Here is a 12,499-nt window from a genome sequence, read left to right as displayed (position 1 = left end):
TACTTCGCGCTGACGCTGCTGCTGCCCGCGGAGAGCAGCTTGGTGATGGTCTGCACGAGCACATCGCTCAGGAAGTCGGCTGCGGAACCCATGGTATTTCCTTCTTCAGTCGTGATCGGACGCCCGGAGCCTGTGCGCCCGACATGGCCGGACCGTGAGCGATCCGTGAATGGCGTTCATCACCCCGGGGAAAAGCTGTGGCCCCGCCGGAATCCGGCGGGGCCACAGCTCATCTCACGCTGACCGGCTAGTTCTCGCCCTCCGGCGCACCGGCCGGACGGCCCGCGGCCCGGCGACGCGGGCGAGCCCGTGGCGGCACCACGGCCGGAGCCAGGTCGTCGAGGTTGAAGCCCGGCTTGTCGGCCTGATCACCGCTGGAGAGCACGAACACCGCGCCCTTGCTCTCGGTCGCCGGAGCCGCCGCCGTTCGCGCCACCCGGCGACGGGCGGGACGACGAGACGCGGCGACCGGCTCGGCCGCGGCGGCTTCCACGGCGGCGACCGCCGCCACGGCCGCGTGCGCCTCGGCGATCGGCGATTCGATTCCCTCCGGCTCGGAGTCGACCACCGCGGCGTCCCCCGCGGACGCGGACGCGGCGGCCTGCACACCGGACGCGGCCTGCGCCTCCTCGACCAGCTCGGCTGCCTCGGCCGCCGCGTCCAGGGCGGCGGCCTCGGTCACGGCCGCCGCGGCAGCGCCATTGGTGAGCGGCGCGCCACCGGCGACACCGTCCTCGTCGGGGTGATCGGCGTGGGCGGCCATGGCCAGTGCGACCGGGTGGGCCCGCTTGGTGGCGGCCTTCTCGGCCTTCTCCACCTCGTCCTCGTGCTTCTCGGCCGGTTCCTCGGCCACCGGCTCGACGGCCGGGGCAGCCTCGGCGGCGGCCGCGTTGCGGTCCTTGCGACGACGACGCGAACCCTCGCGGCGGCTCACGCCCTCACCGCTGTCCCCGGCCGGAGCCGACGACTCGACCGGGTAGTTGTGGACCAGGATGCCGCGGCCGTGGCAGGTCTCACAGGTGGTGGAGAACGCCTCGACCAGGCCGGTGCCCAGCTTCTTCCGGGTCATCTGGACCAGGCCCAGCGAGGTGACCTCGGAGACCTGGTGACGGGTGCGGTCGCGGCCCAGCGCCTCGGTGAGGCGGCGCAGCACCAGATCCCGGTTGGACTCCAGTACCATGTCGATGAAGTCGACCACGATCATGCCGCCGATATCGCGCAACCGCATCTGGCGCACGATCTCCTCGGCCGCCTCCAGGTTGTTGCGGGTCACCGTCTCCTCGAGGTTGGACCCGCCCGACCCGGTGAACTTGCCGGTGTTGACGTCGATGACGGTCATGGCCTCGGTGCGGTCGATCACCAGGGTGCCGCCCGAGGGCAGCCACACCTTGCGGTCCAGCGCCTTGGCCAGCTGCTCGTCGATGCGCAGGCTGCCGAACACGTCGACACCGCTGTTGTCGTAGCGCTCGACGCGGGCCAGCATGTCGGGAGCGACCGTGCGGACGTAGCTCTCGACCGTGGTCCAGGCGCGCTCACCCTCGATGACCAGCTTCGAGAAGTCCTCGTTGAACAGGTCGCGGACCACCTTGACCAGCAGGTCCGGCTCCTCGTACAGGGTCTTCGGCGCGCCGGAGCCCTGCTTGGACTGCTCCTCGATGGTGCGCCAGGTCGCCTGCAGCCGTTCCACGTCGCGGGCCAGCTCCGGCTCGGAGACGCCCTCGGACGCGGTGCGGATGATGACGCCCGCGTCCTGCGGCACGATGTCGCGCAGGATCTCCTTGAGCCGCTTGCGCTCGGTGTCGGGCAGCTTGCGCGAGATACCGGTCGACGAACCACCCGGCACGTACACCAGGAAGCGGCCGGCCAGGCTGATCTGCGTGGTCAGGCGAGCGCCCTTGTGGCCCACCGGATCCTTCGACACCTGCACCAGCACGGTGTCACCGGGCTTGAGCGCCTGCTCGATCTTGCGCTCCTTGCCGCCCAGACCGGCGGCCTCCCAGTTCACCTCGCCCGCGTACAGCACGCCGTTGCGGCCGCGGCCGATGTCGACGAAGGCGGCCTCCATCGACGGCAGCACGTTCTGCACCTTGCCCAGGTACACATTGCCGACCATGGACGCCGAGCCCGTGGAGGTCACGAAGTGCTCGACCAGGATGTTGTCCTCGAGCACCGCCACCTGGGTGGTGGAGGCCGGGTGGTCGGCGAAGTGCTTCTCGCGCACCACCATCACCCGGTCCACCGCCTCACGGCGGGCCAGGAACTCCGACTCGGTCAGGATCGGCGGACGGCGGCGGCCGGCCTCGCGACCGTCGCGACGGCGCTGGCGCTTGGCCTCCAGGCGGGTCGAACCGCTGATGCCCTGCACCTCGTCGACCTGGGCGCGGCGCTTGCTGCGCGGCTCGCGCTCGTGCACGACGGTGTTCGGCGGATCGTCCTCGGAGACCTCGGGCTCGTTGTCGTCTCCGCCCTTGCGGCGACGACGGCGACGGCGGCGACGGCTGCTCGAACCCTCGGGCACGCCCGCGTCGTCGTCCTCGTCGGCGGTGTCGGTCTCGGCGGATTCGGCCGACTCGTCCTCGGCCTCGGACTCGTCGCCGTCCTCACCCTCGGCGTCACCGTGCTGCTCGCCCCGGCCCCGGCCGCGGCCGCGACGGCCCCGGCGACGGCGGCGCGAGGTGCCCTCACGCTGCTCGCGATCCTGATCGCCGTCCCAGTCGCCCTCGTCCTCGGCGTCCTCGGCGGCGGTCTCCTCGGTGACCGCGGTGTCCTCGGTGACCTTCTCCTCGGCCACCGGCTCTTCGGCGCGCGGCTTGCGCTCGCGCCGCTTGCGGCGGGTCTCCTCGACCGCGGTGGCGTCCGGCGACAGGAACAGCGGCGCCGCGACGACGGCGGACGGCTGGTACTGGACCTGTTCCTCGGCCTGCGCCTCGCTCAGGAAGGGGCTGGCGAACAGGGTGGTCTGCGCGGTGGCGGACGGGGCGGCGGCCTCGGCGGCCTCCACTTCCTCGGCGGCCAGTTCGTCGGCGGCCCGGTCGTCGGCCGCGGCGATAGCGGCGTCGACGGTGGTCTCCGCGATCGGTTCGGGCCCGGCGGGGGCGGCCTCGACATCACGCGGTCCGAAGGCGTCGCGCACGGTCTCGGCGACGGTCCGGTCCAGGCTGGATTGCGGGCTTCTCGCCTGCGCGCCCATCTCGGTCAGGTGGGCCAGAATACGTTTGCTGGTGGTGCCCAGCAGCTTCGCCAGTGCGTGCACTCGGATCCGTTCCGGCAATTGTCCGGCAGCCGGGGTGATCTGAGCGCCCCCTTCACCGTTCACCTGCGATGCGTCCTGCGGCTCTTGATCGGCCACGAAATCTCCTCGGGGCCCCCGGGCGCGTTCCTCCGAGGAGTGACGCGGCCGACGCGGGGGCGCTGTCTTGTTGGCCTCACGCCCGGGGGCGCGAGATCGTAAGTCTTCGCGCCGCGTGGCCCGTTATCACCGGTATCTCGTCGTTCGGGCTAACTGGTCACGTGGCGCCTGGTTGGTTGGCTCAACTCCGTGTCACGAGCGTTCATCCAGCGTGCCTGCCCGGCGGCCGAGTCTTGGAGCCGTCGGCGGCAGCGATGATCGTCCGTCGCTCCGCGGTGTCAATCGGAGGTGAACGATGCCTGCCGCAAACGGCCGGCGTCGGTCACTTCCAGAGCCAGTATCCCACACCGTGCCGGGGCGTCGTGCCCACGCGGCCCGGAGCGGCCTCGCGAGTCTCGCGAGCGGCCGCTGGGTGGCGGGTCCGGGGGCGTGGCCCCGGACCCGGCCGACGAGGAAGCGGGAGCAAACGCTCCCGGAAGATCAGTGCGCGAACCCGGGGAACCAGATGTCGATCTCGCGCTTGGCGGACTCGGGCGAGTCCGAGCCGTGCACGAGGTTGAACTGGGTCTCGAGGGCGTAGTCGCCGCGGATGCTGCCCGGGACGGCCTTCTCGACCGGGTCGGTGCCGCCGGCGATCTGACGGAAGGCGGCGATGGCGCGCTCACCCTCGAGCACGGCCGCGACGACCGGGCCGGAGGTGATGAACTCGATCAGGGAACCGAAGAACGGACGCTCGGCGTGCTCGGCGTAGTGGACGACAGCCACTTCCTCGGAGACGTTCACGAGCTTCATGGCCGCGAGCTTCAGGCCCTTGCGCTCGATGCGGGTGATGATCTCCCCGACGAGGCCACGGGCCACGCCGTCGGGCTTGATGAGTACCAAGGTCTGCTCAGTCACGCGTGAAGCCTAACCGTCGCTTGCTCGGCAGGAAAAACGCAGGCCGGGGCGGATGCCCCGGCCTGCCCGATTCGGCGGCGCTACTCAGGCCCCCGACATGCGCTGGCTGGGCAGGGTTCCCGCCTCCATGCGCTTCTTCACGTCCGAGCGCAGGAACAGCACGAAGACCCACACGGCGACGAACACCACACCGATCACCAGGATCGAGATGTGGATGAAGCCGCCCAGCAGCAGAGCCACCTGCAGGGCCAGGTTGAACGGGATGGCCCAGGAACGGCGCTGCACGCCCGCGCCCAGGAACATGACCACGGCCAGGCCCACCACGTAGAGCACCGACCACCAGCGCAGGCCGCCGCCGACCGCGCTGATCACCGGCAGCGCGAGCAGCACGGTGATGGCCTCCAGGACCAGGGTCCCGGCCATGACGCCGCGCAGGCCCTTCCACGGGTCGGTGGCCGGGGGCGGAACCTCGGGGGTGGCGTCGCTCATGCGGGATCCTTTCCGAACAGGCTGCGGGCGGACCCGGCGGTGACGACCGAGCCGGTGATGACTATGCCCGCGCCCGAGACCAGTTCGCCGTCCTCCCCGCCTTCGGCGAGGGCGATGGCGGTTTCAATGGCGTCGGCCAGGTCGTGGGCGACGGCCACGCGTTCGTCGCCGAAGCGCTGGACCGCGAGGTTGGCCAGGTCGTCGACGGGCAGGGCGCGCGGGGAGCCGTTCTCGGTGACCACGATCTCGTCGAAGACCGGTTCCAGGGCGTCGAGGATGCCGCCCGCGTCCTTGTCGCCCAGTACCGCGATCACGCCGACCAGTTTGCGGAAGTCGAATTCGCTGGTGAGGGTGGCGGCCAGCGCCTTGGCGCCGTGCGGGTTGTGGGCGGCGTCGATGAAGATGGTGGGCGCGCTGCGCATGCGCTCCATGCGGCCCGGGCTGAGCACGGCCGCGAATCCGGCTCGCACCGCGTCGATGTCGAGCTGGCGGGACGCGCCCGCACCGAAGAACGCCTCGACCGCGGCCAGCGCCAGCACGGCGTTGCGGGCCTGGTGTTCGCCGTGCATGGGCAGGAAGATCTCGTCGTAGACGCCGCCCAGGCCCTGGAGTTCGAGCATCTGGCCGCCGATGGCGACGCGACGCGAAAGTACTTGGAACTCCGAGCCTTCGCGCGCGACCGCGGCGTCGACCTCCACCGCCCGGCGCAGCAGGACGTCCATGACCTCGGGTTCCTGCTGGGCGATGACGGCGACGGTGTCGCGTGGGGACAGTTCGTCCTCGGGGGCCTTCTTGATGATCCCGGCCTTCTCCCCCGCGATGGAGGTGAGGTCGGGGCCGAGGTATTCGGTGTGGTCGAGACCGATGGGGGTGATGACAGCGACCTGGCCGTCGATCACATTGGTGGCGTCCCAGCGGCCGCCCAGTCCGGTCTCCACCACGGCCACGTCGACCGGCGCTTCGGCGAAGGCCGCGTAGGCCATTCCGGTGAGCACCTCGAACTTCGACATGGCCGGGCCGCCCGCGGCTTTGGACTGCGCGTCGATCATCTCGATGTACGGCAGCAGCTCCCGGTACACCTCGACATAGCGCCCCGGCGTGATGGGCGCGTTGTCGATGGCGATGCGCTCGGTCGCCAGCTGCAGGTGCGGGCTGGTGATCCGGCCGGTGCGCCGGTGCAGTGCGGTGAGCAGCGAGTCGATCATGCGGGTGACCGAGGTCTTGCCGTTGGTGCCCGCGATGTGGATGGCCGGATAGGACTGCTGGGGCGAGCCCAGCAGGTCCATCAGCGTCGCGATCCGGGACAGCGACGGCTCGATCTTGGTCTCCGGCCAGCGCTGGTCGAGTTCGGCCTCGACCAGCGCCATTTCGGCGAGATCCACCGGCGAGGTGCCGTGGGACAGCGAGCCCTCCGCGTACTGACGCTCCGGTTCGTCGTTCACTTTGCGGCCAGCTTGGCGATCTCGGCCAGACGTGCGGTGACGCGCTCGACGTCGCCCTCGGCGATCTCCTTGCGCGCCTTGATCTTCGCGACCACCTCGTCGGGGGCCTTGGCCAGGAAGGCCTCGTTGCCGAGCTTGCCGTTGGTGCCGGCGAGCTCCTTCTGCGCGGCGGCGAGGTCCTTCTCCAGGCGGCGGCGCTCGGCGTCGAGGTCGACGGTGCCGGAGGTGTCGATCTCGACGGTCACGGTGGCGGCGGACAGGCGCACCTCCAGTGACGCGGTGGCGGCGAAGTCGTCGCCGGCGGCGGTGAGCTTGGCCAGGTTGGCGATTCCGGCTTCCTGGGCGAGCAGGTCGGCGGTGTCGATGCCGATCAGCGTGGCCGCCACCTTCTGGCTGTCGGCCAGGCCCTGGTCGGCGCGGAAGCGACGGATCTCGGTGATCAGCTTCTGGGTGTCGGCGACGCGGCGGGCGGCCGCGGCGTCGGCGGTCGCGCCGGAGACGGCCGGCCAGGAGGAGATGACGATGGACTCGCCCTCCGCGCCGTCGGTGAGGGCCTGCCACAGGGTCTCGGTGACGAAGGGGACGGCCGGGTGCAGCAGGCGCAGCACGGCGTCGAGGACGGTGCCGAGCACGACGCGGGTACTGGCGGCGCGCTCCTCGGAGGCGGCGAACTGGACCTTCGCCAATTCCAGGTACCAGCTGCAGAATTCGTCCCACGCGAAGTGGTAGAGCCCTTCGAGGGCCTTGCTGAACTCGTAGCGGTCCAGGGCGCCGTCGACCTCGGCGATGACCTCGTCGAGGCGGTCCAGGATCCACAGGTCGCTGTCGGTGAGGGTGTCGCGGTCGGGCAGTTCGCCCGGCTGCGCACCGTTCATGAGCGCGAACTTGGTGGCGTTGAACAGCTTGGTGATGAAGCTGCGCGAGGCGGTGACGTGCGCGGTGCCGACCGAGAGGTCGCCGCCGGGCTGGGCGCCGCGGGCCAGGGTGAAGCGGGTGGCGTCGGCGCCGTACTCGTTGATCCAGTCCAGCGGGTCGATGCCGTTGCCGCGCGACTTCGACATCTTCTTGCCGTGTTCGTCGCGAATCAGGCCGTGCAGGAACACATCCTGGAACGGGACCTGCTTGGCGTCCTTGCCCGCGGTGAGCACCGGGTCGTCGGAGACGAACATGCCGAACATCATCATCCGGGCGACCCAGAAGAAGAGGATGTCGTAGCCGGTGACCAGCACGCTGGTGGGATAGAACTTCTGGAGTTCCTCGGTCGAGTCGGGCCAGCCCATGGTGGAGAAGGGCCACAGGCCCGAGGAGAACCAGGTGTCGAGCACGTCCGGGTCCTGGACGTAGCCCTCGGGGGCCTGCTCGTCAGGTCCGACACAGACGATCTCGCCCTCGGGGCCGTACCAGATCGGGATGCGGTGGCCCCACCACAGCTGGCGGGAGATGTTCCAGTCGTGCATGTTGTCGACCCACTCGAACCAGCGCGGTTCCTGGCCGGCCGGGTGGATCTTCACATCGCCGTTGCGAACCGCGTCACCGGCGGCCTTGGCGATGCCCTCGACCTTGACCCACCACTGCATGGACAGGCGGGGTTCGATGGGTTCGCCGGAGCGCTCGGAGTGGCCGACCTGGTGGATGTAGGGGTACTTGCGGCCGACCACGCGGCCCTCGGACTCGAGCCGCTCACGGATCTTGACCCGGGCCTCGAAGCGGTCCATGCCGTCGAATTCGGTTCCGCTGTCGGCGATCTTGCCGGTGATGTCCATAATGGTCGGCATGGGCAGGTTGTGGCGCAGGCCGAGCTCGAAGTCGTTGGGGTCGTGCGCCGGGGTGATCTTGACCGCACCGGAGCCGAATTCGGGGTCCACGTAGTCGTCGGCCACGATCGGGATCTGGCGCCCGGTGATCGGGTGGTACACGGTGGTGCCGATGAGGGCCTGGTAGCGCTCGTCGTCGGGGTGCACCGCGACGGCGGTGTCGCCGAGCATGGTCTCGACGCGGGTGGTGGCCACGATCACGTGCGGCTCGTCGTCGTTCAGCGAGCCGTAGCGCAGCGAGACGAGCTCGCCCTCGACCTCCTTGTGGTCCACCTCGAGGTCGGAGATACCGGTCTTCAAGACGGGCGACCAGTTCACCAGGCGCTCGGCGCGGTAGATCAGGCCCGCGTCGTAGAGGCGCTTGAAGATGGTCTGCACGGCGCGGGACAGGCCCTCGTCCATGGTGAAGCGGTCGCGGCTCCAGTCGACGCCGTCGCCGAGGCGGCGCATCTGGCCCTGGATCTGGCCGCCGGATTCGCGCTTCCAGTCCCAGACCTTGTCGACGAACAGTTCGCGGCCGAAGTCTTCCTTGGTTTTGCCGTCGACGGCGAGCTGCTTCTCCACCACGGTCTGGGTGGCGATGCCGGCGTGGTCCATGCCGGGCAGCCACAGCACCTCGAAGCCCTGCATGCGCTTGCGGCGGGTCAGCAGGTCCATGAGGGTGTGGTCGAGGGCGTGGCCCATGTGCAGGGTGCCGGTGACGTTGGGCGGGGGCAGCACGATGGAGTACGCGGGCTTGGCGCTGCTCGGGTCGGCGGTGAAGTAACCGGCGCCTACCCAGCGCTCGTACAGGTCGGCCTCGACGTCGCTGGGGTTCCAGCTCTTGGGGAGGGCATCGGCACGATTACGCGGGTTCTCAGAGGCTGCGCTGGTCACCGTGTGATTCTAAGGGCTGGGATTATCGCCCAAGAACCGGGTTTTTCCCAGGGGCGAATCCCGGGGGCGAATTGGATAGCCGAAGGGCGGGGCTCTCGGTGGATGAGGGACACCGAAAGCCCCGCCCTCGATGGCCAGCGTACCGCCGTTTCGGCGCATTCCCCCGGATCCTTGGCCAATTCTCAGGTTCTGCGCCAAATGGGCCAGGGTAGACCAGGTTTCGTTGCATTCACGTTGCGTCGGACACATTGTTTCCGCGTCGTGACCGGAGTCGTTTCCGTGTCGTCACACAACCCTTTCGAGGCGACCGGCCGGTAGCCTGAAATCCATGAATCCGATTGTCACACGGTTGATGTCGACGGTCGCCGGCCAGCTGGGCCACCCCCGCGGCCGCCTCGGCAAGGTGGTCGCCCGCGTGCTCAACCGCAGCAACCGCCCCCTGATCGAGGCCGCGGTCACCGCCGCGGAGGTGACGCCCACCGACGCGGCCGCCGACATCGGCTTCGGCGGCGGCATCGGCCTCACCCTGCTGCTGGGCCGGGTCGGCACCACCGGCACCGTGACCGGTGTCGAACTCTCCGCGGACATGCTCGCCAAGGCGCGCACCGAGTACTCGGCCGACGTGTCCTCCCACCGGCTGCGCCTGGTCGAGGGGTCGCTCACCGGGCTGCCTCTGGCGGACGACTCGCTGGACGCCGTAATCACCTGCAACACCATCTATTTCGTGCCCGAACTGGACACGGCCTGCGCCGAGCTGGCCCGTGTCCTGAAGCCGAAGGGCCGCTTGGTGATCGGCATCGGCGATCCGGATGCGATGGCGAAAATGCCCTTCACTCCTTACGGATTCACGCTGCGCCCGGTCACCGAGGTTCGTGCGGCGCTGGAGCGGGCCGGCCTCACCGTCGATCAGCGCGAGGTTCCCGACCGGCCGATGACGGGTTACCTGCTGATCGCCCGCCCGGCCTGAATACGACTGGTGCCCCACGCCTTTCGACGTGGGGCACCGGTGTGCGCGACTCAGGGGACGAGGACGTCCAGCGCTGCGGGGTGGGCGCGGAACAGCGCCGGGAGCAGACCGGCCGGGTCGCCGTCCGCCGTGGCGGGTGCGCCCGGGGCGGTGAGGCGGATCTCGCGGGCCTGGTACTGGACCGCGGCCGGGTGGTCGATGCGCTTGCCCGAGGACAGGGTCGGGAGCAGGCGCAGCATTTCCAGGCGGGACATGGCGCCGACGACGGTGAGGTCGAGCAGGCCGTCGTCGATCAGGGCGTCGGGGGTGATGAGCATGCCGCCGCCGTAGGTGCGGGTGTTGCCGACCGCCACCATGACCGCGTCGAGTTCGAGGACCGTGCCGTCCGGGTGGTCGGGGGAACCGGTCAGTTCGATGCGGTACGGCACCGCGAGCTTGCCCGCGAGTTCGAGCAGGGCCGCGACGGTGTAGCGCATGGGTCCGTTGGGCCAGCGCAAGGCGTTGGCGCGCAGGGTGACCCGGGCGTCGAGTCCGGTGCCGGTGACGGTGGCGAACCAGATGGCGCGGCCCGACTCCTCGGTCTCGACGGTGCCGAGGTCGATGGCGCGGGTGCGGCCGTCGAGGATGGTGGCCACCGCGGCGGCGGTGTCGTCGGGGACGCCGAGTTCGCGGGCCAGGTCGTTGCCGGTGCCGCCGGGGATCAGGCCCAGCGGGACGCCGGTGCCGACCAGGGCTTGCAGGACGACACCGACCAGGCCGTCGCCGCCCGCGGCGACGACGGCGTCGGGGCGGGCGTCCGGGTCGGCGAGGGCCTTGCGGACCAGGCGTTCGCTCTCGGCGGCGGAGTCGCCGAGGATCTCGGTGACCTGGACGCCGAACTCGGCGAACCGGTTGGCCGCTTCGACGGCGACCGTGGCGCCCTTGCCGTGCCCGGACAGCGGGTTGGTCACCAGGGCGATGGAGCGGATGGTTCTCACGGAATCAGCTTCCCAGGGTTGAGGATTCCGGTGGGGTCGACGGCGTTCTTCACCGCGCGCAGCACCTGGACGCCCAGGTCACCGACCTCGTCGGTCATCCACGGGCGGTGATCCGCGCCGATGGCGTGGTGGTGGGTGATGGTGCCGCCGGCGGCCACGATGGCGTCGCCCGCGGCCTTCTTGGCCACGGCCCAGCCCGCGATCGGGTCCTCGGCCTGCTTGGCGACGATGGTGAAGTACAGCGAGGCGCCGGTCGGGTAGGTGTGCGAGATGTGGCACATGACCAGGGCCGGTTGGCCGAGCGCGTCGACCAGCGCCGCGGTCACCCGCTCCTTCAGGTTGGCGAGATTGCTCCAGGTGGTGGCGGTTTCCAGCGTCTCGCACAGCACACCGACGTCCAGCAGCGCGTCCCGCAGGTAGGGGGCGGCGAAGCGGCCGTGCTCCCATTCCTTGGCCGGGCCCTCACCCAGCGCGGTGCCGCCGGCGGCGGCCAGCAGGGCGGCGGCCTCGGCGCTGCGGGCGGTGACGTGCGCGGCGGTGCCCTCGAAGGTGGTGACGGCGAGGCAGCCGCCGACGGCGGCGCCGCCGATGTCCCCGGCGCGGGCCAGGTTCAGGCCGGTCTCGGCCTCGTCGGACAACCGCATGACGGTCGGGGCGGCCCCGGCCTGGATGACCGCGCGCAGGGCGTTGGCGCCGGTGGTGAAGTCAGGGAAGGACCAGGCCTGATAGCCGGTGGTCTCCGGAATCGGGTGCACGCGCAGGGTGACCTCGGTGATGATGCCGAGCGCGCCCTCGGAGCCGGAGAACAATTCACGCAGGTCGGGTCCGGCGGCGGAGGCGGGAGCGCGGCCCAGGTCGAGATCGCCCGCAGGGGTGGCGACCTTGAAGCGCTGGATCATGTCGTCGAAACGCCCGTACCCGGCCGAGGCCTGGCCCGAGGACCGGGTGGCCGCGAAGCCGCCGATGGTGGCGTATTCGAAGCTCTGCGGGAAGTGGCCGAGTGAAAGGCCGTGGCGGGCAAGCAGTTCCTCGGCCTGCGGACCGGACAGGCCCGCGCCGAGGGTGGCGGTGCCGCTGATCGGGTCGACGTCGGTGAGGGTGTCGAGGCGGCGCAGGTCGAGGGCGAGAACGGCGCCGAAGCCGCCGCGTGCCGGATCGAGGCCGCCGACGACGCTGGTGCCGCCACCGAAGGGGACGACCGCGATGGCGTTGGCGGCGCAGTACTTCAGGATCGCGAGAACCTGGTCGTGATCGGCGGGGAAGACGACGGCGTCGGGCGCGTCCTGTTCCCCGTCGGCACGGCGGCGCAGCAGGTCGGGGGTGGATTTGCCGCCCGCGCGGAGCAACCGGTCGCGGTGGTCGACGGACACATGCTCGGTTCCGACCACCGCGACGAGCCCGGTGTGCTGTTCCGGTGTGAGTGCGGACGCGCGCAGCGCCACGTCGCCCTCATCGCGACGGGTCGCCGGCTCGCCGGACACCCCGAAAACCTGCGTGAGCAGTCCCCGGATCTGCTCGGACAGTGGTTTGTGTCCGGCCGGGGAGCCCCAGGCGTCCCACACCATACTCGGGCGGACCTGCGGCTCGCCCGAGTTTGCGGTGGATGCGGACGCTGCTTGTGTGTCGACCATGCGTTACAGTGTGACATAGAATGTCAAGCAGTAACGGCAACTACTCTCCCATGGTGG

8 protein-coding genes are annotated in these 12,499 nt (G+C 70.4%); 1 reads left to right on the top strand and 7 read right to left on the bottom strand.

Going from position 1 to position 12,499, the window contains the following annotated elements; all coding sequences use genetic code 11:
- Positions 1-247: 247 nt before the first annotated feature.
- From ACQPYY_RS08190 to ACQPYY_RS08170, 5 genes are all read right to left on the bottom strand, one after another.
- On the bottom strand, positions 248-3,349 hold the full coding sequence (locus ACQPYY_RS08190; RefSeq protein ID WP_433593303.1) for a translation initiation factor IF-2 N-terminal domain-containing protein: 3,102 nt from the start codon (positions 3,347-3,349) through the stop codon (positions 248-250).
- Between the two features lie 480 nt (positions 3,350-3,829).
- Positions 3,830-4,246: a nucleoside-diphosphate kinase gene (ndk, locus tag ACQPYY_RS08185; protein WP_357090206.1), complete on the bottom strand. Its 417-nt coding sequence runs from the start codon at positions 4,244-4,246 to the stop codon at positions 3,830-3,832.
- An 84-nt stretch (positions 4,247-4,330) separates the two neighbouring features.
- Complete coding sequence (locus ACQPYY_RS08180) at positions 4,331-4,735, bottom strand: DUF4233 domain-containing protein (protein WP_379101236.1); 405 nt, start codon at positions 4,733-4,735, stop codon at positions 4,331-4,333.
- Positions 4,732-6,177: a bifunctional tetrahydrofolate synthase/dihydrofolate synthase gene (folC, locus tag ACQPYY_RS08175; RefSeq protein WP_433593302.1), complete on the bottom strand. Its 1,446-nt coding sequence runs from the start codon at positions 6,175-6,177 to the stop codon at positions 4,732-4,734. Before folC ends, ACQPYY_RS08180 begins: the two co-directional genes overlap by 4 nt.
- Complete coding sequence (locus ACQPYY_RS08170) at positions 6,174-8,867, bottom strand: valine--tRNA ligase (protein WP_433593301.1); 2,694 nt, start codon at positions 8,865-8,867, stop codon at positions 6,174-6,176. Before ACQPYY_RS08170 ends, folC begins: the two co-directional genes overlap by 4 nt.
- Before the next feature lie 328 nt (positions 8,868-9,195).
- Between ACQPYY_RS08170 and ACQPYY_RS08165 the strand changes: the two genes are divergently transcribed.
- Positions 9,196-9,834 (top strand): class I SAM-dependent methyltransferase, encoded by a 639-nt coding sequence (locus ACQPYY_RS08165; RefSeq protein WP_433593300.1) that lies wholly within the window; start codon positions 9,196-9,198, stop codon positions 9,832-9,834.
- 50 nt (positions 9,835-9,884) lie between these two features.
- Here ACQPYY_RS08165 and ACQPYY_RS08160 read toward each other — a convergent pair whose 3' ends face one another.
- Positions 9,885-10,811, bottom strand: coding sequence for a diacylglycerol/lipid kinase family protein (locus ACQPYY_RS08160; protein ID WP_379101224.1), 927 nt, complete (start codon positions 10,809-10,811; stop codon positions 9,885-9,887).
- On the bottom strand, positions 10,808-12,442 hold the full coding sequence (locus ACQPYY_RS08155; protein ID WP_433593299.1) for an FAD-binding oxidoreductase: 1,635 nt from the start codon (positions 12,440-12,442) through the stop codon (positions 10,808-10,810). The genes ACQPYY_RS08160 and ACQPYY_RS08155 overlap by 4 nt, the downstream gene beginning before the upstream one ends.
- Between the last annotated feature and the right edge of the window lie 57 nt (positions 12,443-12,499).

It is taken from the genome of Nocardia sp. CA-145437 (assembly GCF_050956485.1).
Taxonomy (GTDB): Bacteria; Actinomycetota; Actinomycetes; order Mycobacteriales; family Mycobacteriaceae; genus Nocardia.
Note: the sequence above shows the minus strand (reverse complement) of the source record. Positions and strands in the feature narration are given on the sequence as shown.

Coding starts and splice junctions, on each gene's coding strand:
- ACQPYY_RS08155 (WP_433593299.1), bottom strand. CDS start 12,442: ATGGTCGACACACAAGCAGCGTCCGCATCCACCGCAAACTCGGGCGAG.
- ACQPYY_RS08165 (WP_433593300.1), top strand. CDS start 9,196: ATGAATCCGATTGTCACACGGTTGATGTCGACGGTCGCCGGCCAGCTG.
- ACQPYY_RS08180 (WP_379101236.1), bottom strand. CDS start 4,735: ATGAGCGACGCCACCCCCGAGGTTCCGCCCCCGGCCACCGACCCGTGG.